The sequence below is a fragment of the Clavibacter californiensis genome, assembly GCF_021952865.1.
GTDB classification, from domain to species: Bacteria; Actinomycetota; Actinomycetes; order Actinomycetales; family Microbacteriaceae; genus Clavibacter; species Clavibacter californiensis.
In genome coordinates this window covers 3,016,845-3,039,643 of record NZ_CP040792.1, presented here as the reverse complement: position 1 = coordinate 3,039,643, position 22,799 = coordinate 3,016,845, and the positions used below count along the sequence as shown (strand labels likewise).

The following is a 22,799-nucleotide window of genomic DNA, read 5'->3' as shown; positions in this document are numbered from 1 at the left end:
CCGGCCCATGGTAGCGGCAGCGGCGCGCTCCCGCCGAGGTCGAGCCCTCCCAGGACGAGCCCGAGCCCGACCGCCGCCGCGCCCCGCAGATCCGGCCCCGCCCGGCTCCGCCTGCCGGTTTCCCCACCCGACGCGTCGTACTGTTGCCGGGTGTGGCGTGCCAATGAACGATCCGACGACGACGACGACCTGCTCTCCGGGTTCGCCGCCGAGCATCTTGAGGACCCCCACGTGAATGCTTCCCACAACAGCACCAGCCCCCACGACCTCCGCGTCGGCGACGTGCACCTGGGGAGCGGCAACGTGGCCGAGCCCCGCTGGCGCGAGTGGCGCGAGCAGCTGGCCGGCATCGGCGGCACCTCTCCTCTCCTCCACTTCGTGGACGCGCCCGGCTCGCGCATCGAGCTGAGCACCACGCACCCAGGTGGCCTCGCGCAGTTCATCACGGGCAAGACGACGCTGCTGTCGTCGCTCATCCGCGACGAGCTCGCGCTCCGCAGCGCCCGCAAGGCGGCGAACCGCATCACCCAGAAGGGCATCGAGCTGGTCTCGGCCCGGGGCATCGAGTCGATCCACCTGGCCATCGGCCTCGCCGAATGGCGCTTCGCCGACGAGCAGTTCCGCGCGCCCGTGCTGCTGCGCCCGCTCGCGATCCGCCGCCACGGCAGCGACTACGAGGTGCGCCTCAAGGGCCAGCCGTTCCTCAACCCGGCGCTCGCGCGCGCCCTCGAGGAGCAGTTCCAGATCACGCTCGACGCCGACTCGTTCGTCGCGCTCGCCGTGCAGAACGGCGCGTTCAAGCCGCAGCCCGTCATCGACCGCCTGCGCGGACTCACCTCGCACCTGCCCGCGTTCGCCGTGCAGCCGCGCCTCGTCGTCTCCTCGTTCGCCGAGGTCGGCCGGGCGCTCGCCGAGGACGCCGACCACCTCGACCACCTCGTCATCGACGCCATCGCCGGCAACCCCACCGCCAAGTGGGGCGTGGGCGAGGCGTACGCGCCCGTCGACCCGATCCCGCAGGACCAGCGCCCGCCCGTCACCGACACCCTGCTGCTCGACGCGGATCCCGAGCAGGAGTACGTCATCGCGCAGATCAACGCGGGCAACTCGCTCGTGGTGACCACGCTCCCGGGCACCGGCGGCACGCAGACCATCGTCAACTCCATCGGCTGCCTCGTCGCGCAGAACAAGCGCGTGCTCGTCGTGAGCCCCCGCGCCTCCTCGCTCAAGGGCATCGGCCAGCGCCTCGCCGACGTGGGCCTGCCCGGCCTCGCGGTCGCGCCGAAGTCGCTCAAGCGCGACGTGGTCCAGTCCATCGTCCGCAACGAGAAGGCCGCGCCCGCGCAGACCGCCGAGGTCGACGACGCGCTCGTCCGCCTCCGCCACGTCCTGCTCGACTACCGCTTCGCGCTCGGCCGCCCCGACAGGGAGCTCGGCGTCTCCGTGCTCGACGCGCTCGGCGAGCTGTCGCGCCTTGCCCTGCTGCCGGATCCGCCGGCCACCACCGCGCGCCTCACCCGCGACGCGGTCGTCGCCATCGCGCACGACCGCGCGAGCGCAGCGGCCTCCCTCGTCAAGGCCGCGAGCCTCGGCGAGTTCCGCTACGGTCCGGGCGACTCGCCCTGGTACGGCGCCACGTTCGCCACGAGCGCCGCCGCGACCCACGCGCACGACCTCGCGAAGTCGCTCTCCGCCGACGGCCTGCCGCGGCTGCTCGAGCGCGCCGACGAGCTCATCGGCCAGACGCGCATGCGCGCCTACACGTCGATCGACGAGCTCGGCGTGTACCTGCGCCTCCTCCTCGACGTGCGCGAGACGCTCGACAAGTTCCAGCCCGTGGTGTTCGACCGGTCGCTCAGCGAGATCATCGCGGCCACCGGATCCCGCCGCGACGCCCCCGAGATGACGAGCATCACGCGCCGTCGCCTCCGCAAGCTCGCGCGCGAGTACGTGCGCCCCGGCGTCCACATCTCCGACATGCACGAGAGCCTCAAGGCCATCCAGAAGCAGCGGATCCTGTGGCAGCGCTACGTCGCGGTCGGCTCCACCCCCGAGGTCCCGCGCGGCATCTCCGACGTCCACGCGCGCTACCAGGAGGTCGCCGCCGACCTCAAGGTGCTCGACGAGCCGCTGAGCATGCTCACCCGTCCCACCCCGCTCGGCAAGCTGCCCGTCGACGAGCTGCGCGTGAAGGTCGCCCAGCTCGCCGAGGACAGCGAGGTGCTCCAGAACCTGCAGGAGCGCACCTCCCTCCTGGCCGAGCTCCGCCGTCTCGACCTGGATCCGCTGCTCCGCGACCTCTCCGACCGGCACGTGCCGCAGGAGGCCGTAGCCGCGGAGCTCGAGCTCGCCTGGTGGCAGTCCGTGCTGGAGCAGATGCTCGCGGGCGACAAGGCGCTCCTCAACGCGAACACGAGCGTGCTCGACCGCCTGGAGTCCGACTTCCGACTCGTCGACGAGGCGCACGCCACCGCCAGCGCGGGCCTGCTGGCCTGGCAGCTCGCCGAGACGTGGAAGATCGGCGTGGTCGACTGGCCCGAGGAGGCGCACCACCTGCGCCAGCTGCTCGGCGGATCCGCCCCCGTCGACGCCGCGGCCCTCCACCACTCCGCGCCCCATCTCTCCCGCACCATCGCGCCGGTCTGGCTCGCGTCGCCCTACGAGGTGCCGGCGATCACCGACGAGATGCCGTTCGACGCCGTGTTCCTCGTCGACGCCGGCGCCATGACGCTCGCGGAGGCGCTCGGCGGCATCCGGCGCGGCAAGCAGACCGTCGTGTTCGGGGATCCCGTCACTCAGACGCCGTCGCCGTTCACCATCGCGGTCGTCCCGCAGCCGGAGCGCTCCACACCGCAGCTCGCGGACGACGACTCCACGCTCGAGGAGCGCCACGCCGACTCCGCGCTCGCGCGCCTCGGCGAGCTGCTGCCCACCCTCTCCCTCACGCGCAGCTACCGCGCGGGCGGCGAGGACCTGGCCGAGCTCGTGAACCGCCGCTTCTACGGCGGCCGGATCCAGTCCCTGCCGTGGGCGGGCACGTTCCTCGGCCACGGCAGCCTGTCGCTCGACTTCGTCGCCGACGGCCACGGCATGCCCGACGAGGACACCGGCGCCGTCGAGAGCGTCGACGCCGAGGTGATCCGCGTGGTGGAGCTCGTGCTCGACCATGCGAGCCACCGCCCGCGCGAGTCGCTCATGGTCATCACCGCGAGCGCCCGTCACGCCGTGCGCGTGCAGCAGGCCGTGCTCCACGCGGCCGCCAAGCGCAGCGACGTCACCGAGTTCTTCATCGGCGACCGCGCCGAGCCGTTCATGGTCGCGACGCTCGAGCAGTGCGTCGCGCAGAGCCGCGACCGCGTGATCTTCTCGGTCGGCTACGGCCGCACCCCGCATGGCCGCGTGCTGTCTAACTTCGGCGCCCTCGCGGCGCCCGGCGGGGAGCGCCTGCTCGCCGTCGCCATGACGCGCGCGCGTCGCTCGATGGTGGTCGTCTCCTGCTTCCAGCCCTCGGACATCGACCAGGACCGGATGAAGCACGGCATCGTCGCGCTCGCCCAGATCCTCTCGGAGGCGGAGGCCCGCTTCAAGGAGGACCCGATCCCGGACGACGGCGACGCGATGCTCGTCGACCTCGCCCGCCGCCTCGAGGGCCTCGGCCTCGCGCCCGCCCTCGGGCACCGCGACAAGCTCGGGCTCGTCGCGTCCTACGGCGGTCGGGCCATCGCGATCGAGACGGATCCGGTCGTCAACCAGACGAGCCTCCGCGAGTCGCTGCGCCTCCGGCCCGAGATGCTCAAGCGCCTCGGCTGGCACTACCTGCGCGTGCACTCCTTCGAGCTGTTCGCGGATCCGGACGCCGTCGCCCGCCGCATCGCCACCGCCCTCGGCGCGATCTCGGATGCGCATCCGGTGACCGCCCCCGTGCAGGTCCAGGCCGGCGCGCACCGGGCGGACTGATGCCGGAGCGCGACGCGTCGGACACCGGACCTGCGACCGACGCCGCGGGGGAACGGCGCCCGGCCCGCCGCTCGCGTCGCGCGTCGACGCCGCCCGTACCCGGATCCGACCCCACGCCGCAGGCCGCCGCCCGCGCGCCTGCGGTGCCCGCCGCCGAGGACGCCCCCCAGGGCTGGGGCGACGCGCCCGCCGCATCGGACGCGAACGACGACCGCCTCCGCCTCGACCGCCCGCCCCACTGGGGCTGACTGGTCGACGCTGGAGGCGGTCGGTCGTGCGGGAGGGCGCGTCGCGCTAGGCGGGCTTCCCCGGCTCGGCCACGTGCTGGCCGGTGGACGACGGGATCGTGTGCGCGCCCTCGGGCGACGGCCGCCCGGCGAGCAGGTCGCGGATCTCGATGAGCAGCTCGGTCTCGGTCGGCGGCACGTCCTTCGGCGTCGCCTCCTCCTCGGCCTTCTGCTTCGCGAACGCGACCTTCTTGAGGTGGTTCACCGGAAGCACGAGCGCGAAGTACACCACAGCGGCGACGATCAGGAAGTTGATGACCGCGGCGACGACGGCGCCGAAGTAGATGGTGTTCTCTCCGCCCGACACCGTGGGGATCTTGACGGGAAGCGCCGACGCGAGATCCGTCGCATCGAACAGCGCGCCGATCACAGGGTTGAAGACCGACGTGACGATGGCCGTCACGATCGCGGTGAACGCGGCGCCGATGACGACCGCGACCGCGAGGTCGATGACGTTGCCGCGGAGGATGAATTCCTTGAAGCCCTTCACGGGTGCTCCTGTCTGGCGGGCCGCCCGATCAGGTGGACGGCGAGGACGAGCCGGAGCCCGAGGACGCGGGACCGGAGGGGGTGCTGGGGGTCACGGTACCGGAGCCCTGGCCGACGGTGCCAGAGCCGGACCCGCCGGACGAGTCCGAGGATCCGGAAGACGAAGACGAGGACGACGAGGAATCGGAGGACGAGGAGGACGACGACGACGCGTCGCCCGACTTCGCCGACGACGACCCGGACGACGACCGCGAACGCTTGGCCGCGTCCTCGGTGCGCGAGTCGTTGCGGTAGAAGCCGCTGCCGGTGAAGCTCACGCCGACCGCGGCGAACAGCTTGCGGAGCTTGCCGCCGCACACGGGGCACTCGGTGAGGGAGTCGTCGGTGAACGCCTGGACGATGTCGAAGGCGTTGCCGCACACCGTGCAGCGGTAGGAGTACGTGGGCATGTGTCCCTAGAAGGAGTGGATGAGGGTCGGGGTCACGATGCCGTCGACCGGCATGTCGTGCTTCTCCCGCGGGAGCTCGTCGACGAACTCTGCGTCGAACACCACAGCGTAGACCGGGGGGCAGGCCTCCATGGATCCGAGGGTCTTGTCGAAGTAGCCGCGGCCCCAGCCCATGCGCATCCCGCCCTGGTCGACCGCGGCGGCGGGCACCACGATGAGGTCGACGTCGTTGATGGCGATCGGCCCGAGCAGCTCGCCCACCGGCTCCGGCAGGCCGAACAGGCCCTCGGTCTCGGTGCCGTCGCTCACGACCCAGTCGAGCAGGCCGTCGTTGCGGGACACCGGGAGGAGCACCTGACGCCCGTCGGCGTGCAGCCACTGGAGGAAGGGACGCGTCGTCGGCTCGTCGACGGTGGAGAGGTAGCAGGCCACCCGCCGGGCGTCGTGGTTCGCCACGAGCTCCGTCAACCTGCTGGTCAGGCCATGGGCGGCCTCGTCGCGCTCGGTCGAGGTCATCTGCCGACGACGCTCCCGCAGCTGGGCGCGCAGGGCCCTCTTCTCGTTCCCGACATCGCTCGGCATGGTTCGAGTCTAGGTATGTTCGCCCGGTACGCTCGATCGCATGGTCACCCACATCACGAAGGCTGTCATCCCCGCCGCGGGACTCGGAACGCGATTCCTCCCCGCGACGAAGGCGATGCCCAAGGAGATGCTGCCGGTCGTCGACCGCCCGGCCATCCAGTACGTGGTGGAGGAGGCCGTGGGAGCGGGACTGCACGACGTCCTCATGATCACGGGCCGCAACAAGACCGCCCTCGAGAACCACTTCGACCGCAACGCCGAGCTCGAGGCCACCCTCCAGCTCAAGGGCGACGACGCGAAGCTCCGCAAGGTCAACGAGTCCACCGACCTCGCCGACATGCACTACGTCCGCCAGGGCGACCCCAAGGGCCTCGGCCACGCGGTGCTCCGTGCCGAGATGCACGTAGGCCGCGAGCCGTTCGCCGTGCTGCTCGGCGACGACATCATCGACAAGCGCGACGTGCTCCTCTCCCGCATGATCGAGGTCCAGCTCCAGCGCGGCTGCTCCGTCGTCGCGCTCCTCGAGGTGGATCCCTCCCAGACGCACCTCTACGGCGTCGCCACGGTCGAGGCGACGGACGACGACGACGTCGTGCGCATCACCGGCATGGTCGAGAAGCCCGCCGCCGGCACCGCGCCCTCCAACCTCGCGATCATCGGCCGCTACGTGCTGCGACCCGAGGTCTTCGACGTGCTGCACAAGACGGAGCCCGGCAAGGGCGGCGAGATCCAGCTCACCGACGCGCTCGAGAAGATGGCCGCCGCGCCCGAGTGGACCGGCGGCGTCTACGGCGTCGTCTTCCGCGGCCGCCGCTACGACACGGGGGACCGGCTCGACTACCTGAAGGCCATCGTCCAGCTCGGCGTCGACCACGAGGACCTCGGCGAGGGACTGCGCGAGTGGCTGCCCGAGTTCGTCAAGACGCTCGAGCGCTGATCGGGGACGGCGCCGCGCGGTCCGGTCGCACCGGCGCTCCCGCTGAGGCCTAGGCTCGTGGACGTGCCGCAGACCGTACCCACCATGCGGGACGGGCGCATCTCCGTCCGGCCCATCCGGCTCCGCGACTCGCGGGCCCTCGAGCGCTCGCTGCTCGACAACCGCTCCTGGCTCCGCAAGTGGGAGGCCACGAGCCCGTACGCGCCGATGGCGTTCGACACGCGCGCGAGCATCCGGTCGCTGCAGGCCAACGCGCGCGCCGGCCTCGGGGTGCCGCTCGTCATCGACTACGACGACGAGTTCGCCGGGCAGCTCAACGTGTCCTCCATCGCCTACGGCTCGCTCTCGAGCGCGACCATCGGCTACTGGGTGGGCCAGGAGTTCGCCGGGCGGAACGTCACGCCCACGGCCGTCGCGCTCGCGACCGACTACTGCTTCACCGCGCTCGGGCTGCACCGGATGGAGATCTGCATCCGCCCGGAGAACGCGCCCAGCCTCCGCGTCGTGCAGAAGCTCGGCTTCCGGTACGAGGGGCTGCGCCGCCGCTACATCCACATCAACGGCGACTGGCGCGACCACTTCTGCTTCGGCCTCGTCGTCGAGGAGCTCTCCACCAGCGTGCTCGCGCGCTGGAAGGAGGGCGGCGTGGATCCCGAATGGTCGCGCGTACCCGACGCGGACGTCCAGGCGGCCGCCGTGCCGCTGGCCGTGCAGCGCCGGATCTGACCTCGCCCCGTCGGCGGACCTGCGGATGCGCCGGTCCGGCAGTGGACACGCGGCGCGCTTCCCGCGTCGTGCCCGCCGGACCTCCTAGCCTCGGGATCATGCAATCCGGCGGCATCATCATCGCGCTCTCCGCGGTGCTCTGGCTCGCCTACCTCCTGCCCACGTGGCTGCACCGGCGCCAGTACATGGCGACCGAGCGCAACGCGGTGCGCCTCCAGCAGACCCTGCGGATCCTGGCCGAGACGGCCGAGGTCCCCGACGCGGTGCGCGCCGAGACCAACGCCCGCAGCGTCGTCGAGCAGCAGCGCGCCCTCCGCCGGGCCGCCGAAGAAGCCGAAGCCGCCGCGCGTGCGCGAGACGCCGCCGCCCAGCGCGCCCTACCGAAAGTGGCCCCCGTGTCCGCAACGTCGCCCTCCGCCGCCACGCGCCTCCGTCGCAGCCGTCTCGCCGCCACCGCGATCCTCGCCCTCGCCCTCGTCGGCGTGATCGCCGGGATCGCCCAGGTCGCCGGTGCCGGCGCGTGGACGCTCCTGGTCATCTCCTCGCTCGCCACGTTCGCGTCGCTCGCCTTCCTGCAGCGCATGTCGCAGGTCGCCGCCGCGCGCCGCCTCCAGGCGCCGGAGGCCCGCCCGAAGCCGCGCACCGGCTTCACCGACTTCCACGAGCAGGCCGCGCAGCCCGCCGAGCCCGTCGCGGAGCGCGAGGAGGGCGAGTCCTGGACCCCCGTACCCGTTCCGAAGCCGCTCTACCTCTCCCGCTCGCAGGCGCCCGGCCCGCGCCCTGGCGCCGGGAACGCGCCCCGCACGCCGCTCTCGCCCGTCGAGGAGATGCGCCGCGCCGCCGCCGAGTCCGAGGCGACGCTGCGCCGCGCGCACCTCGAGCCCGAGGTCGCCCGCATGGCCGCCGAGGAGGAGGCCGCGCCTGCCGCATCCGCCGCTCCGGTCGCGCCCGCCGCCCGCACAGCTCCGGTCAGCCGCTTCTCGCGCATGGGCATCGTCGACGACGCGGAGCCCGGCATGGGCGACCTCGACGAGGTGCTTCGACGCCGCAGGGCGGTCGGCTAGCGCGCCGGTTCGTCCATCGGAGGGACGCCGCAGGGCGGTCGGCTAGCTCGCTGGTCCGTCCGTCGGAGGGACGCCGCAGGGCGGTCGGCTAGCTCGCCGGTCCGTCCGTCGGAGGGACGCCGCAGGGCGGTCGGCTAGCTCGCCGGTCCGTCCGTCGGAGGGACGCCGCAGGGCGGTCGGCCTGCTGGGTCCACGGCCGCCTCGGCGGTTCGAAGGGCTCCGCGCGACGTGGTAGTCTCGTGGAGTTGTCAGGGCCTATGGCGCAGTTGGTAGCGCGCCTCGTTCGCATCGAGGAGGTCAGGAGTTCGAATCTCCTTAGGTCCACAAGAACCCCGCTCCGGCGGGGTTTTTGCTTTCTCCTTTGCGACGCCGCCGGTGAGCCGGCCGCCTCCCGTCCCGGTTAAGATCGACCGGTGCCCCGCCCCGCGATCCCGCCCGTGACCGTCGCGACCCCGGAGGTGCGGGCGCTGCGCGCCGACCTCGAGGGGGCGCCCTTCACGCTGGCGTCGGCGCTCGACGTGTGGGGCGACGCGGCCGGGCAGGCGCTGCACCGCGGGAACCGGATCCCGGCCCGTCGCGCCGTCGAGGCAGCGCGCACCGCCGACGGCCTCCCGGCAGCCGCCGCGCTCGCGGCCCTGTTCGTGCTCGGCGACCCGGTCGAGGCGGACGACCTCCGCGCCGCCCTGCCGTCGCTCGGCCTCGACGGTGCCCGGCGACTCGGCCTCATCGAGGTCGACGGCGAGCGGGTGCGCCCGGCGGTCGACCTCCGCCCCTACGGCTTCATCGACGCGCACGGCGTCGGCGAGTGGTGGATCGCCTCCGACCTGGGCGAGCTGGCCACTGGCGGCGCGCTCGACGAGGACCACGTGCTCGGCGTCGGCGGCGCGTCCGCCACCCTCAGCGGCCTCATGATCTCCGCGCCCGTCGTCAGCGCGCTCGACCTGGGGACCGGCTGCGGGATCCAGGCGCTGCACGCCTCCCGCCACGCCGACCGCGTCGTGGCGACCGACATCTCCGCGCGCGCCCTCGCGTTCGCGGCGCTCAACGCGGCCCTCAACGGGATCACGACCATCGAGCTCCGGCTCGGCAGCCTGTTCGAGCCGGTCGAGGGGGAGCGGTTCGACCACATCGTCTCGAACCCGCCGTTCGTGATCACCCCGCGCGCGGAGGGCGTGCCGGCCTACGAGTACCGCGACGCGGGTCTCGTCGGCGACGCGCTCGTGGAGGGCGTCGTCTCCGACCTCGCCGACCACCTCGCGCCCGGAGGCGTCGCGCAGCTGCTCGGCAACTGGGAGCACCGCGCCGGGGAGCCCGGCCTCGAGCGCGTCGCGGGCTGGCTGGACCGGGCGGCGGCGCGCACCGGATCCGGCCTCGACGCGTGGGTCGTCGAGCGCGAGGTGCAGGACGCCGCGCTCTACGCCGAGACGTGGATCCGCGACGGCGGCACCCGCGCGGGCACCCCCGAGTCGGAGGCCCTCATGGGCGCCTGGCTCGACGACTTCGCCGCGCGCGGGGTGGACGCGGTCGGCTTCGGCTACCTCACCCTCCGCCGGCCGCCATCGGGGACGCCGACGCTCCGCCGCCTCGAGCGGCTGCACGGCGGCCTCGGCCACAACCCGACCGGCCTCGGCGACCACCTCCAGGCCTCCCTCGCCGCGCACGACGCACTCGCCGCCGTCGACGACCACGCGCTCGCCGGGCTTGCGCTCGTGCTGGCCGGCGACGTCACGGAGGAGCGGCACTACTGGCCGGGCGCAGAGGATCCCACGGTCATGATGCTCCGCCAGGGCGCGGGCTTCGGCCGCGAGGTGCCGCTCGACACCGGGCTCGCGGCGCTCGTCGGCGCGTGCGACGGGGAGCTCGCGGTCGGCGCCATCGTCGACGCGGTCGCGCAGCTCACCGCGGTGGACCCCGATGCGCTGCGCGCCGAGCTGCTCCCGCGGATCCGCGCGCTCGTCGCCGACGGGTTCCTCGCGCTGCCGGGCACGACGGTGCCCGACGACGACGGGCTCGCCGACCGCCCAGCGCGCGACGCCTAGGATCGCGGGGTGACTCCCCGAACCGCCCGCCGCGCCGCCCGTCCCGAGATCGTCCGCGCCGTCGTCCTCGACGCCGCGCTCATCGTCGTGTTCGTCCTGATCGGGCGGGCGAGCCATGGCGAGGACCTCGCGCCGTCGGGCGTCCTCGGGACCGCGTGGCCGTTCCTCGCAGGCGGGCTCGTCGGCTGGATCGTCGCCCGTGCCTGGCGCAGCCCGTCGCGCGTCGTGCCCACCGGCCTCCTGGTGTGGGGCGTGACGCTCGTGGTCGGCATGGTGCTGCGCGCGCTCAGCGGCGAGGGCGTCGTGATCCCGTTCGTCATCACGACCGCGATCATCCTGGCGCTCCTGATGCTCGGCTGGCGCGCGATCTCGGCCCTCGTCGTCCGTCGGCGCTCGCGGGCCTGAGCCCGGCGGCGACCCCGCGTCAGGCGGCGGGCGGCGTGGGGGCAGCGGCCTCCATCACGGCGATGAGCGCCTTGGCGTAGGCCTCCTCGGCCTCGAGGTCCCGGTGCTCGACCTCCTGGCCGTCGATCTCGACGAGCACCACGTGCGCGCCGTCCTCCGCGCCGCCGATCTCGCGCCTGAGCGACCGGAAGGTCCCGCCGAGCAGCGCTCGGAGCTGGTCCTCGCGCGGCAGCCACAGGCTGTCCTCGAGCGCCACCGAATCGAGCGCCCACTCGGTCGTGCCGTTGAAGCCGAGCACGGTGCCGGTCGCGTGCTCGTGCGCCTCGATCGTGAGCTCGCTGATCGTGAAGACGTCGGACTCGAAGCCCTGGCCGCGGATCCGGAACCGGTCCCCGGGCTCGGGGCTCCACTCGAGGCCGAGCTCCAGGAGGGTCGTGGCATGCGCGGTGGAGATCATCCGTGCAGTATGCCGGGCGCTCCCTGGCGTCGCCTCCGCGGGCGAGGGAATGCGTGTGCATTAGATTCGCAGGGCACCGCGTGCGGCAGACGACGCCGACGGTCGGACAAGGGGAGGACCATGCGCGCGACAGTGAAGGACGTCGCCGCGCGCGCCGGGGTCTCCCCGAAGACGGTGTCGAACGTCATCACCGGGCGCGTCGCCGTGAGCCCCACGACCCGCGAGCGCGTCGAGCGGGCGGTCGCCGACCTCGACTACGTGCCGAACCTCTCCGCGCGCGGCCTCCGCAACGGGCGCACGGGCGTCATCGCGGTCGCCCTGCCCGACCTGGGCACCGCCTACTCCGCTGAGCTCGCGCACCACCTGGTGGAGGTGGCGCACGAGGCCGGCTACAGCATCCAGATGGAGGAGACGGGCTCGCGGCCCGACCGCGAGCGCGACCTCATGTCCCGGGCGCGCGAGCACCTGGTCGACGGCCTGATCCTCAATCCCGTCCTCCTCTCACGGAGCGCCATCTCGCGCGCCGAGTCGCTGCCGCCCGTCGTGGTGATCGGCGAGGTCGAGCAGGAGATCGTCGACCGGGTGCTCGTCGACAGCGTCCGGGCGGCGTACGACATGACGCGCTACCTCCTCGGCACGGGCGCCCGGCGCATCGCCGCGCTCGGCACGGCCACGCGCGAGGAGTCCGCGGCGGGCGACCTCCGCCGCATCGGCTACCGGCGCGCGATGGAGGAGGCGGGCGAGGTGCCCGTGGAGATCGACCGCACGGGCTGGAACAGCGCGTCGGGGGCCGAGGCCGTCGACGCCTGGCTGGCCGACGGCAATCCCGTGCCGGACGCCCTGTTCTGCTTCACCGACGGCCTCGCGTTCGGCGCCCTGCGCGCGCTCGCCGACCACGGCATCCGCGTCCCCGAGGACATCCAGGTCGCGGGCTTCGACGACGTCGACCAGTCGCGCTTCTCGATCCCCACCCTCACCTCCGTGCACTTCGACATCCGCGCCTACGCGGAGGCGGCCGTCGGCCAGCTGGTGCGCCGGATCGAGGAGCGCGACGGCCCGCCCGTGCAGCTCGTGATCCCGCACCGCATCGTCGTCCGCGGCAGCACGCGCCCGACCGCCTGACCTCGCCCGACCCGACGGCGAACCTCCGACGGATCGGCACGGGGAAACGTTGCGCTCCGCATTACAACGATGTAAAGATCATCGCATCACGAAGGAGTGGTCAATGGATCCTGTTACGGGAAAGGCCGGGGGACGTCCCTCGGCATGGTCGAGGCGTCAGATCCTCATGGGCGGAGCGGCGGCCCTGGGCGGCGCGTTCCTGGTCGGCGGTCTCTCCGGCTGCGCGCCCCAGGTGGCGTCGGCCGGCGGCATCGTCGACCTGAAGTACTGGCACCTGCTGTCCGGCGGCGACGGCATCCGGATGACGGAGATGGTGAAGGAGGCGAACGAATCCGGCGACGGATTCGACGTCACCGCCACCGTCCTCGCATGGGGCCAGCCGTACTACACGAAGCTCGCCATGGCGTCGGTCGGCGGCCGCGCCCCCGACGTCGCCATCATGCACGCGGCCCGCGTGCCCGGCTTCGCGCCCGGTGGCCTGCTCGATCCGTGGGACACCGACAGGCTCGCCGAGCTCGGCGTCACCCAGGCCGACTTCGAGCCGCGCGTCTGGGACAAGGGCGTCGTCGACGGGAAGCTGTACTCCATCGCCCTCGACAGCCACCCGTTCATCCTCATGTACAACACGGACATCGCGGCCCAGGCGGGCGTGCTGGGCGGCGACGGCCAGCTCGAGGAGATCACATCCCCCGACCGGTTCCTCGAGGTCATGCGCGCGATGCAGGCCGTCACCGGCGAGCACGCTCTCAGCTACGGGTACCTCGGCGACGGCGCCCAGATGTGGCGTCTCTTCTACACGTTCTACAAGCAGATGGGCGGCGACATGGAGCTGCCCACGGGCGGCCAGGTCGTCTACGACCGCGACAAGGCCGTCGCGTCGCTCGAGTACATCCAGACCCTGCTCGACGGCACGATCGCGACCCCGAGCGGCGACGCGGGCACCGCGATCGCCGAGTTCGCGGGCGCCAAGAGCGGCGCCATCGTCACGGGCGTGTGGGAGCTCCCCACCTTCCAGACGGCGAAGGTGCCGTTCGACGCGATGCCCATCCCGAACCTGTTCGGGACGCCCGCGACGTTCGCCGACTCGCACGCGTTCGTGCTTCCGCACCAGAGCTCGCCGGATCCGGTCAAGCGCGAGAGGACGTACGCGTTCGTGAGCGACCTGCTGAAGAACTCGCTGCAGTGGGCGGGCGCAGGGCACATCCCGGCGTACAAGCCCATCGTCGACAGCCCCGAGTACGCGGAGCTCCTGCCGCAGGCGCACTACGCGGACGCGGCCGCGCAGATCGAGTACGACCCGGTGGCGTACTTCACCGGATCCGGCTCGGACTTCCAGACGTACTTCGCCGAGAACGTGCAGAACGTGTTCCTCGGGCGACAGGAGGCGGGCGTCGGCCTCGACGCCTTCATCCGGCAGATCGACGCGCTGCTCGCCAAGCCCAACCCCCTGTAGCGCGAACCCCCACGCAGCGCCCGATCGACCTCGCGGTCGCCGCCCGTGCGCGGAGCCGCACCCTCTTCCCAGCGAAACGACGAAGGAGTCCACTCGTGACGACAGCAGCACCACCCACCCCGGTCGCCCCCGCGGCCGGGCCGGCCTCCCCGCGACCCGCGGTCGGCCAGCCCAAGGTCAAGGCCAAGGAGCAGACCCAGGGCCTGCTCTTCATCGCCCCGTTCCTCATCACCTTCCTGGTGTTCCTGGTCTGGCCGGTGCTCTACGGCTTCTACCAGAGCCTCACCGGGCAGAGCCTGACGGGCGCCAACAGCGAGCTCATCGGCTTCGCGAACTACTTCGAGGCGTTCGGCGACAGCCAGATGTGGCGCTCGCTCGGCAACACCGTGGTGTTCACGATCGCGAGCACCATCCCCCTCCTCGTGGTCGGCCTCGTGCTCGCGCTGCTCGTGAACCTCGGCCTCCCGGGCCAGTGGCTCTGGCGGCTCGCGTTCTTCCTGCCGTTCCTCCTCGCGTCCACCGTCGTGTCGCTGTTCTGGCTCTGGATGTACAACCCGCAGCTCGGCGTCGTGAACGCGATCGCCGGGGCGTTCGGCCTCCCGCAGCCCGCATGGCTGCAGGACTCGAACCTCGCCATGACGAGCGTCGTCATCACCACCGTGTGGTGGACCGTCGGGTTCAACTTCCTCATCTACCTGGCGGCGCTGCAGAACATCCCCGACCAGCAGTACGAGGCGGCCGCGCTCGACGGCGCGGGCAAGTGGCGGCAGCTGTTCTCCATCACGATCCCGCAGCTCGCCCCGACCACCGCGCTCCTCGCGATCCTGCAGGTGCTCGCGTCGCTCAAGGTCTTCGACCAGATCTACCAGATGACCGCCGGTGGGCCGGGCGGATCGACGCGGCCCATCGTGCAGTACGTCTTCGAGACCGGGTTCACCGGCTTCCGCTTCGGCTACTCGGCCGCCATCTCCTACATCTTCTTCGCCCTGATCGTGGTCATCTCGGTCATCCAGTTCACCGCCACCCGGAGGAAGTCATGACCACCGCGACCCGTCCCGCCTTCTCCTCCGGCACGCTCGCCCGGAGGCCCGCGACCAGCGTCGCCGCCCGTCAGGGCCGCACGGGCACGCCACGGTTCCAGCCGTCGCGCATCGCCGCGCTCCTGATCCTCATCGTCCTCGCCGCCGCGTGGCTGCTGCCCTTCCTGTGGGCGGTGCTCACGTCGTTCAAGTCGGAGACCGACGCCGCGGCGTTCCCGGTGACGATCCTCCCGGCCGGCGGGTTCACGCTCGACGCCTACGCGTCGGTGCTGAACGGCGGCACGATCCCGCTGTGGACGTGGAACAGCCTGCTGACGAGCACGGTGATCACCGTGGTCGCGGTCGTGTTCTCGGCGCTCGCCGGCTACGCGCTCAGCCGCATCGACTTCCGCGGCCGCAAGCTGCTGATGGGGGCGATCGTGGCGTCGATCATCATCCCGCCGCAGATCCTCATCGTCCCGCTCTTCTACCAGATGCTGTCGTTCAACCTCGTGGACACCCTCTGGGCCGTGATCCTGCCGCAGATCGTGCAGCCCGCCATGGTCTTCATCCTGAAGGCGTTCTTCGACCAGATCCCGATCGAGCTCGAGGACGCCGCGCGCGTCGACGGCGCGGGACGCGTGCGCGTGTTCCTGCAGATCGTGATGCCGCTGTCGCGCCCCATCCTCTCGGCGGTCGCGATCTTCGTCTTCATCGGCGCGTGGAACAACTTCCTGTGGCCCTTCATCGCCACGAACGACGCCACGCTCATGACCCTGCCGGTCGGCCTGCAGACGGTGAAGAACGCCTACGGGATCCAGTACGCGCAGAACATGGCCTCGGCCGTGCTCGCCGCGCTGCCGCTGATCCTGGTGTTCCTCTTCTTCCAGCGGCAGATCATCAAGGGCATATCGACCACCGGGTTCGGCGGGCAGTGATGCCGCGCGACGACACCCCGACCCGCACCACCCATCCCGCCCGGGACGCACGCGCCCGGGCCGCTCGTGAAGGAGGACGCCCATGACCCGCGCCCGCATCACCATCGACCGCGACTTCACCATCGGCGACGTGCCCCGCCGGCTCTTCGGCTCGTTCGTCGAGCACATGGGCCGGTGCGTCTACAGCGGCATCTACGAGCCCGGCCACCCGACCGCGACGCCCGAGGGCTACCGGCAGGACGTGCTGGACCTCACGAAGGAGCTCGGCGCCACGGTCGTCCGGTACCCCGGCGGCAACTTCGTCTCGGGCTACGACTGGGAGGACGGCGTGGGCCCGCTCGAGGACCGGCCGCGTCGCCTCGACGGCGCGTGGCACACCGTGGAGACCAACGCGTTCGGCCTGCACGAGTTCGTGGGCTGGTCGAAGGCCGCGGGCGTCGAGGTGATGGAGGCCATCAACCTCGGCACGCGCGGCGTCGACGCGGCCCGCTCGCTCGTGGAGTACGCGAACCATCCCGGCGGATCGAAGTACTCCGACATGCGGCGCAGGAACGGCGCCGAGGAGCCGTTCGACATCAAGCTGTGGTGCCTCGGCAACGAGATGGACGGCCCGTGGCAGATCGGGCACAAGACGCCCGACGAGTACGGCCGCCTCGCGCAGGAGGCCGGCAAGGCCATGCGGCTGGTGGATCCGAGCATCGAGCTGGTCGCGTGCGGCAGCTCCAACTCGGGCATGCCGACCTTCGGCCAGTGGGAGCAGACCGTGCTCGGCCACACCTACGACGTCGTCGACTACGTCTCGCTGCACGCCTACTACCAGGAGCATGAGGGCGACGTGCGAAGCTTCCTCGCGAGCGCCGTCGACATGGACTTCTTCATCGAGTCGGTGGTCGCCACCGCGGACGCGACCGGCGCGCGCCTGAAGAACCGCAAGCGCATCGACCTCTCGTTCGACGAGTGGAACGTCTGGTACCAGCGCGGGCTGGACGGCGAGGACCAGCCGCACCGCATCGAGAAGGCGGGCTGGCGCGAGCACCCGCGGGTCATCGAGGACGAGTACAGCGTCACCGACGCGGTGGTCGTCGGCACGCTGCTCAACTCGCTGCTACGGCACGGCGACCGGGTGAAGATCGCGAACCAGGCGCAGCTCGTCAACGTGATCGCGCCGATCCGCAGCGAGGAGGCCGGGCCCGCCTGGCGGCAGTCGATCTTCTGGCCGTTCGCCCGGATGGCGCAGCTCGCGACGGGCCGGATCCTCCAGGTCGAGGTCGACAGCGACCGCTACGACAACGACAGGTTCGGCACCGCCGACGTGGTCGACGTGAGCGCGACCTGGGACGACGAGGCCGGCACCGTGTCGCTCTTCCTCGCCAACCGCGGCCTCGAGGAGGACGCGTCGACCGAGGTCGCGCTGCGCGGGCTGGACGCCGGGCGGATCCTCCGCGCCGAGGTCCTGCGCGTGCCCGACGGCGGCGACCGGCACACGAGCAACACGCTCGAGTCGGGCGAGCAGGTCGGCCTCGTGCCGCTCGAGGGCGTGCACGCCGAGGGCGGCCGCCTGACGCTCACGCTCCCGGCGCTGTCCTGGGCGGTCGTGGTGCTGGACGTGACCCGGAGCTGACGCACGACGACGACGGCCCGCCCCGCGCGATGCGGGACGGGCCGTCGTCGTGGGGGAGGGACGGATCAGCTCACGGGGCCCTCGGTGAGGGTCACGGTGCCGGTCTTCGCTTCGCCGGCCGCGGTGGTCCAGCCGAGCTCCACCGACTCGCCGGGCTTGTGCGCGGAGATCGCGGCGCTGAGCTCGGACGCCGAGGCGACGGCCTTCCCGTCGACCGAGGTGACGACGTCGCCCTGGGCGAGGCCCGCCTTGGCAGCGCCGGATCCGTCGACGACGCCCTGCACGGGAGCGCCCGCCACGGTGCCCGCGCCGTTCGCGAGCAGCACGCCGAGGAACGCCGGGTAGCCGATCTTGACGGTGCCGGACTCGACGCCGCTCTCGATCTGCTTCGCGATGGACACGGCCTTGTCGATCGGGATGGCGAACCCGGCGATCTGCTCGGAGCCCGAGGAGGCTGCGGTGTCGATGCCGACGACCTCGCCCTCCGCGTCCACGAGCGGCCCGCCGGAGTCGCCGGAGACGATCGCCGCGTCCGTCTGGATCAGGTCGGTGAGCGTCTCACCCGCGGCCGTGCCCTCGGACTGCGTGGTGATGGTCTGGCCGAGCGCGGTGACCTGGCCGGTCGCCGCGGTGAGCGTGCCCGTGCCGCCCGCGTTGCCGACGCCCGTGACGGCCTCGCCGACCTGGGCGCCGTCCGTGTCGAGCTTCGCCGGCGTGAGTCCCGACGCGCCCTCGAGCTTGAGGACCGCGACGTCGTTCGTGGCGTCGGTGCCGACGACCTTCCCGACGTATGCCTTGCCGGTCGACTCGACCGTGACACGGATGCTGGTGGCGCCGCTGACGACGTGGTTGTTGGTGAGGATCGTGCCGTCGGACGACAGGATGATGCCCGTGCCCGCACCGGCTGCGTTCTCGTAGGTGAGCGCGGAGTCGATCGTGACGACGCCGACCTCCTGCGCGGTGGTCGCCTCGGGGGAGGTGACCGAGGCGCCCCGCCCGGTGCCGGACTGCGTGCCGGATCCCGAGCCGGAGCCGCTGCCGGATCCCTGCCCGGGCACCGTGATCGTGCCGCGGCCGAAGCCCTGGCCCGGCGTGAAGGAGCCCGGGTCCTGGATCTGCACGCTCCCGGCCTGCGAGCTCGAACGGCCGAGGTCGGCCATGAAGCCCACGGCCGTGCCGCTGCCGAAGGAGAGGAGGAGCGCGAGGGCGGACGCCCCGGCGATGAGGCCCGTGCGGAGGCCGCGGCGCATGCGCTTCGGCGGGACGGGGTTGCCGGCCGCGTCCACGGCGTACGGGCGTCCGAAGGCGTCGGTGGCGGGGGCGGGCCACGGCGTTCCGGCGGGATGGGCGCCGGCGGGCATCGCGGTGGCGTATGCGGCGGTGGGCTGCTGGGCGGCGGGCTGCTGCGCCGTCGGCTGCTGCGCGGTGGGGGCGCCGGCGCCGACCGAGGGTCCGGCGGCGGCGTGCGCGTCGGTCGGGGCGGTCCACGCCGCGGGCGCGGCGGGTGCGCGGGGTGCCTCGGGTGCGGCGGGGCCGTCGGCCGCGGGACCGGCGGGCGCCGGCCAGGCGGGCTGCGCGGCCTCGGTCTCGGGCGCGGTCGCGGCCGGGGTCGCGGCCGGAGCGTGCGCGTCGGTCGAGCGGGTGTCGTCGATGGGGGCCTCGTCCGGACGTCCGGTCGGCTCCTGGGGTGTCTCGTTCATGACGGGTCCTTCGTGTCTCGGGTGGCCCGGTGGGGGCCATGAGGAGATCACACCCGGCGACCCTATGAGCACCCCATGACGAGCACTAGCGTCCGCCAAGGATCCTGGGCCGGACCCGGGCGTAGCCTGACCGTCATGACGCGGAGGTCGGACGGGGACGGCGAGCCTGCCGGCGTGGATCCGCGGTTCGACCCGGCGTTCCAGCGGGCCCTGGGTCCAGCTCCGGCGCCGCATCCGCGGACGGATCCGCAGGCGGGCGCCGAGGCTCCCGGTCCGTCGACGCCCACCGGGGACCCGCAGACGCGCGGGACGCCGGCGCCATCCGTCCCCCGAGCGGCCGACCGCCCCGCCCTCGCGGGCTGGCTCGCCCCGACGCTCTGGATCCTCGCCGTCGTCTTCCCCGCCGCGGGCCTGGGCCTGCGTGCGCTCGCCGCCCGCATCGCGACCTCCATGCCGTACTCGAGCTTCGGCGACCCGCTGGGCGAGCGCTGGCTCCTCGACGCCGTGCCCCTGCTCGTGACCCTCGCGCCGGGCGTCGTCGCGGGCGGCCCGATGGCGGTGATCGCCGCGCTCGCCGTGCACGCCCTGCGCCGCCGGCCCGTCCGAGCCTCGACCGACGACCGCGAGGCGGGCGTCCCCCGCGCGTAGGCTCGACGCATGGAGCAGAGAAGCCTCGGCAGGACCCATCGGAACGTCTCGGTCATCGGACTCGGGACCTGGCAGCTCGGCGGGGACTGGGGTGACGTGGCCGAGGACGACGCGCTCGCGGTGCTGGACGCGGCGGCCGACGCGGGCATCACCTTCTTCGACACGGCCGACGTCTACGGCGACGGCCGCAGCGAGACCATCATCGGATCCTGGCTGCGCGCGCACCCGGACGCCAGCGTCACGGTCGCCACGAAGATGGGTCGCCGCGACGCGCAGGACCCCGCCAACTTCACCCTCGACCGCTTCCGCGAGTGGACCGACCGGTCCCGCCGGAACCTCGGCGTCGACACGCTCGACCTGGTGCAGCTGCACTGCCCGCCCACGCCCGTCCTCTCGAGCGACCGCGTCTACGACGCCCTCGACGAGCTCGTCGCCGACGGCGCGATCGCGTCCTACGGCGTCAGCGTCGAGACGACCGACGAGGCCCTCCTCGCCATCGCGCGTCCCGGCGTGGCGAGCGTGCAGATCATCCTCAACGCGTTCCGCCTCAAGCCGCTCGACCGCGTGCTGCCGGCCGCCGTGGAGGCGGGCGTCGGGATCATCGCCCGCGTCCCGCTCGCCTCCGGCCTCCTCAGCGGCCGCTACACCGCGGACACGACCTTCGCCGAGACCGACCACCGCAACTTCAACCGCGGCGGCGCCGCGTTCGACGTGGGGGAGACCTTCTCGGGCGTCGACTACGACGACGGCGTCGCCGCGGCCCGCGAGTTCGCGGCCGCCGCCCACGAGGCCGCGCCGGACCTCACGCCCGCGCAGGTCGCGCTCGCCTGGATCGTGCAGCGCGAGGGGGTCTCCGCGGTGATCCCCGGCGCCCGCAACGCGGAGCAGGCCCAGGCCAACGCGCGCGCCGGCGACGCACCCGCCCTCGGCGAGGTCTTCGAGCGCCAGGTCGCGGACGTCTACGACCGGTACTTCCGCGCCGCGGTCCACCCGCGCTGGTAGTCCCACCCGGACGTGCGACGGCCCCGGTCAGCGATGCTGACCGGGGCCGTCGTACGCGTGGATGCCCTACTGCAGCGAGTCGCAGGCGGTCGACATCTGCGTCTTCAGCTCGTCGCTGATGGGCTGGCCGACGCCGGGCGCGATCTGGTCGGCGAGGGCCGTGATCTGCTGGCCGGCCGCCGCAGCGCCGCTCTCGGTGGAGGCGGAGATCTCGGTGCCGAGGTCGCGGAACGCCTGCACGTCCGACTCCTCGAGCGTGGACTTGTCCTTCAGGCCGCACGCGATGTCGCGGGTCTTCGCGGCGATGGCCTCGCGGGATCCGGGCGCGGCGGCGTCGCCAGATCCGGCGTCCGCGCTCGCCTCCGGCGTGGGGCTCGCTGCCTCGGCTGATGCGGAAGCGGAAGCGGAGGCGGACGGCGCGGGCGTCGCGGCGTCGTCTGCGGCCGGCGAGCTGCACCCGGCGAGCGCGAGGCCGAGCACGAGGCCCAGCCCGGCGATCCCGGCGCGCAGGCGGCGCGTGGTCAGAGGGGTCTGCGGAGAGGTCATGCACTCACACTATCCAGCGGCCGAACGGGTTTCCGCGGGGGCGGAGACTCTGGGGCGTGGATGCGCCCGTCAGGTCATGACCGGGACGGGCTCCGTGTCCGGGATGGGTCCGGCGTCGCGGCCGCGGAGGTCCGGGCTGTGCCGGTGGAAGACGGCGGCGATGGCCGTGCCGGCCGCGAGCAGCGCCGCAGCGACGACGAACGCGCCCTGCGCCCCCTGCGCGTCGATGACGAAGCCGGCCGCGGCTGATCCGAGCGCGGCGCCGATGAGCTGCCCGGTGCCGACCCAGCCGTAGGCCTCGGCGGTGTCGCTGAAGCGCACCGACGACGAGACCACGGCGAACAGCACGGCCAGCGCCGGCGCGATGCCGACGCCCGCCAGGAAGAGGAAGACGGAGAGCCAGGCGAACTGCATCCACACGGCGGCCAGGGCGGTGCCGACCAGGATGATCGTGAGCCGCCGGGCCATCGCCCACGGGCTGATCGGGATGTGCCCGAGCGAGAGGCCGCCGATGAGCGAGCCGACCGCGAAGATCGCGAGCACGAAGCCCGCCTCCGGGCCGCCGTGCCCGTAGACCGCGACGACGCCCGCCTCGATGGCGGAGCACGCGGCGATGAGCAGGAACCCGACGACGGTGCTGAGCAGCACGGGCGGGCGCCCGAGCACCACGCCGAAGCGGCGCTTGCTGCGCGGGATGCGCACCCGGCCGAGCTCGGGCGAGGAGATGAACCACGCGCCGCCGCCGACGAGGAAAGCGGCCGCCACGAGGATCCCGGCGCTCGTGTCCACCTGGATCGCGAGGAACGTCGCGATGACGGGCCCGAGCACCCAGATGATCTCCTGCGCCGACGCGTCGAGGGAGAACAGCGGCGTGAGCTGCTTGGAGTTGACCATCTTCGGGTAGATGGTGCGGACGGCCGGCTGCACGGGCGGGTTCGCGAGACCCGCGACGAGGCCGAGCACCATGAACACGGGGACGGACGTGCTCTCGTCGCCGAGCGCCACCGCGACGACGGCGACCGTGCAGACGACCGACGTGAGGATGAGCACCGGGCGCATCCCCCAGACCCCCATCCAGCGGCTCGTGAGCGGGCCGGCGACGGCCTGGCCGATGCTCGTCGCCGCGAGCACGAGGCCGGCCGCACCGTACGACTCGTGGATCCGCTCGACGTGCATGAGGAACGCCAGCGAGAGCATGCCGCCCGGGAAGCGCGCCACGAGCTGGGCGGCGATGATCCGGCCCACGCCGCGGGTCTTGAGGAGGCTTCCGTACGTGCTCACGAGGGTCAGATCCTACCGGCCGGGAGGCCTCCTCCCGCAGCCCCCGGCGCCACCGGACGGCGATGTCGGGGGAGCTC

21 protein-coding genes and 1 tRNA gene are annotated in these 22,799 nt (G+C 72.8%); 15 read left to right on the top strand and 7 right to left on the bottom strand.

Annotated elements, in window-relative coordinates; translation table 11 throughout:
- Positions 1-150 precede the first annotated feature (150 nt).
- Together FGD68_RS14560 and FGD68_RS14555 are read left to right on the top strand one after the other, a co-directional pair.
- Positions 151-3,957, top strand: a complete 3,807-nt coding sequence (locus FGD68_RS14560) for a DUF4011 domain-containing protein (RefSeq protein ID WP_394803884.1) — start codon at positions 151-153, stop codon at positions 3,955-3,957.
- Positions 3,957-4,205: a hypothetical protein gene (locus FGD68_RS14555; RefSeq protein ID WP_237609608.1), complete on the top strand. Its 249-nt coding sequence runs from the start codon at positions 3,957-3,959 to the stop codon at positions 4,203-4,205. Before FGD68_RS14560 ends, FGD68_RS14555 begins: the two co-directional genes overlap by 1 nt.
- A gap of 46 nt (positions 4,206-4,251) precedes the next feature.
- On the opposite strand, the gene mscL is transcribed toward FGD68_RS14555, so the two are convergent.
- Genes mscL through FGD68_RS14540 form a run of 3 tightly spaced genes read right to left on the bottom strand, consistent with a single transcriptional unit; the run spans position 4,252 to position 5,764 of the window.
- Complete coding sequence (mscL, locus tag FGD68_RS14550) at positions 4,252-4,734, bottom strand: large conductance mechanosensitive channel protein MscL (protein WP_119373495.1); 483 nt, start codon at positions 4,732-4,734, stop codon at positions 4,252-4,254.
- 28 nt (positions 4,735-4,762) lie between these two features.
- Positions 4,763-5,182: an FmdB family zinc ribbon protein gene (locus FGD68_RS14545; protein WP_119373494.1), complete on the bottom strand. Its 420-nt coding sequence runs from the start codon at positions 5,180-5,182 to the stop codon at positions 4,763-4,765.
- A gap of 6 nt (positions 5,183-5,188) precedes the next feature.
- Entirely contained in the window at positions 5,189-5,764 is a 576-nt protein-coding gene (locus tag FGD68_RS14540) for a 5-formyltetrahydrofolate cyclo-ligase (RefSeq protein WP_094116487.1), read from the bottom strand.
- 40 nt (positions 5,765-5,804) lie between these two features.
- Between FGD68_RS14540 and galU the strand changes: the two genes are divergently transcribed.
- From galU to FGD68_RS14510, 6 genes are all read left to right on the top strand, one after another.
- Positions 5,805-6,701, top strand: a complete 897-nt coding sequence (gene galU / locus FGD68_RS14535) for a UTP--glucose-1-phosphate uridylyltransferase GalU (protein WP_045529068.1) — start codon at positions 5,805-5,807, stop codon at positions 6,699-6,701.
- Between the two features lie 57 nt (positions 6,702-6,758).
- Entirely contained in the window at positions 6,759-7,427 is a 669-nt protein-coding gene (locus tag FGD68_RS14530) for a GNAT family N-acetyltransferase (RefSeq protein ID WP_079534860.1), read from the top strand.
- A gap of 98 nt (positions 7,428-7,525) precedes the next feature.
- The gene (locus FGD68_RS14525; RefSeq protein WP_104235090.1) at positions 7,526-8,491 is read left to right on the top strand and encodes a hypothetical protein; all 966 of its coding nucleotides are present in this window, start codon (positions 7,526-7,528) and stop codon (positions 8,489-8,491) included.
- 251 nt (positions 8,492-8,742) lie between these two features.
- A tRNA-Ala gene (locus FGD68_RS14520) sits at positions 8,743-8,815 on the top strand.
- 89 nt (positions 8,816-8,904) lie between these two features.
- Complete coding sequence (locus FGD68_RS14515) at positions 8,905-10,530, top strand: DUF7059 domain-containing protein (protein ID WP_237609607.1); 1,626 nt, start codon at positions 8,905-8,907, stop codon at positions 10,528-10,530.
- 9 nt (positions 10,531-10,539) lie between these two features.
- Positions 10,540-10,935 (top strand): DUF3054 domain-containing protein, encoded by a 396-nt coding sequence (locus FGD68_RS14510; RefSeq protein ID WP_119372864.1) that lies wholly within the window; start codon positions 10,540-10,542, stop codon positions 10,933-10,935.
- 19 nt (positions 10,936-10,954) lie between these two features.
- Here the strand turns inward: FGD68_RS14510 and FGD68_RS14505 are convergent, their stop codons facing one another.
- The gene (locus FGD68_RS14505) at positions 10,955-11,392 is read right to left on the bottom strand and encodes a pilus assembly protein CpaE (RefSeq protein WP_119372865.1); all 438 of its coding nucleotides are present in this window, start codon (positions 11,390-11,392) and stop codon (positions 10,955-10,957) included.
- Between the two features lie 120 nt (positions 11,393-11,512).
- Here FGD68_RS14505 and FGD68_RS14500 point away from each other — a divergent pair, with 120 nt between their 5' ends.
- The 5 genes from FGD68_RS14500 (at position 11,513) to arfA (ending at position 17,545) form a co-directional block, all read left to right on the top strand.
- Positions 11,513-12,514, top strand: a complete 1,002-nt coding sequence (locus tag FGD68_RS14500) for a LacI family DNA-binding transcriptional regulator (RefSeq protein ID WP_119372866.1) — start codon at positions 11,513-11,515, stop codon at positions 12,512-12,514.
- Positions 12,515-12,617: 103 nt separating this feature from the next.
- Positions 12,618-13,967, top strand: coding sequence for an extracellular solute-binding protein (locus tag FGD68_RS14495; RefSeq protein ID WP_119372867.1), 1,350 nt, complete (start codon positions 12,618-12,620; stop codon positions 13,965-13,967).
- Between the two features lie 95 nt (positions 13,968-14,062).
- Entirely contained in the window at positions 14,063-15,007 is a 945-nt protein-coding gene (locus tag FGD68_RS14490) for a carbohydrate ABC transporter permease (RefSeq protein ID WP_104235084.1), read from the top strand.
- A complete protein-coding gene (locus tag FGD68_RS14485; protein ID WP_119372868.1) occupies positions 15,004-15,924 on the top strand; it encodes a carbohydrate ABC transporter permease in 921 nt (306 codons plus the stop codon). The genes FGD68_RS14490 and FGD68_RS14485 overlap by 4 nt, the downstream gene beginning before the upstream one ends.
- Positions 15,925-16,006: 82 nt before the next feature.
- Positions 16,007-17,545, top strand: a complete 1,539-nt coding sequence (gene arfA / locus FGD68_RS14480) for an arabinosylfuranosidase ArfA (protein WP_119372869.1) — start codon at positions 16,007-16,009, stop codon at positions 17,543-17,545.
- Between the two features lie 65 nt (positions 17,546-17,610).
- Here the strand turns inward: arfA and FGD68_RS14475 are convergent, their stop codons facing one another.
- Positions 17,611-19,245 (bottom strand): S1C family serine protease, encoded by a 1,635-nt coding sequence (locus tag FGD68_RS14475; protein ID WP_237609606.1) that lies wholly within the window; start codon positions 19,243-19,245, stop codon positions 17,611-17,613.
- Positions 19,246-19,380: 135 nt separating this feature from the next.
- On the opposite strand from FGD68_RS14475, the gene FGD68_RS14470 reads away from it, so the two are divergent.
- Entirely contained in the window at positions 19,381-19,893 is a 513-nt protein-coding gene (locus FGD68_RS14470; RefSeq protein WP_237609605.1) for a hypothetical protein, read from the top strand.
- 9 nt (positions 19,894-19,902) lie between these two features.
- Positions 19,903-20,895: an aldo/keto reductase gene (locus FGD68_RS14465; protein ID WP_119373750.1), complete on the top strand. Its 993-nt coding sequence runs from the start codon at positions 19,903-19,905 to the stop codon at positions 20,893-20,895.
- A gap of 66 nt (positions 20,896-20,961) precedes the next feature.
- Here FGD68_RS14465 and FGD68_RS14460 read toward each other — a convergent pair whose 3' ends face one another.
- Positions 20,962-21,441 (bottom strand): hypothetical protein, encoded by a 480-nt coding sequence (locus tag FGD68_RS14460; RefSeq protein WP_237609604.1) that lies wholly within the window; start codon positions 21,439-21,441, stop codon positions 20,962-20,964.
- A 69-nt stretch (positions 21,442-21,510) separates the two neighbouring features.
- A complete protein-coding gene (locus tag FGD68_RS14455; RefSeq protein WP_012039119.1) occupies positions 21,511-22,722 on the bottom strand; it encodes an MFS transporter in 1,212 nt (403 codons plus the stop codon).
- Positions 22,723-22,799 lie beyond the last annotated feature (77 nt).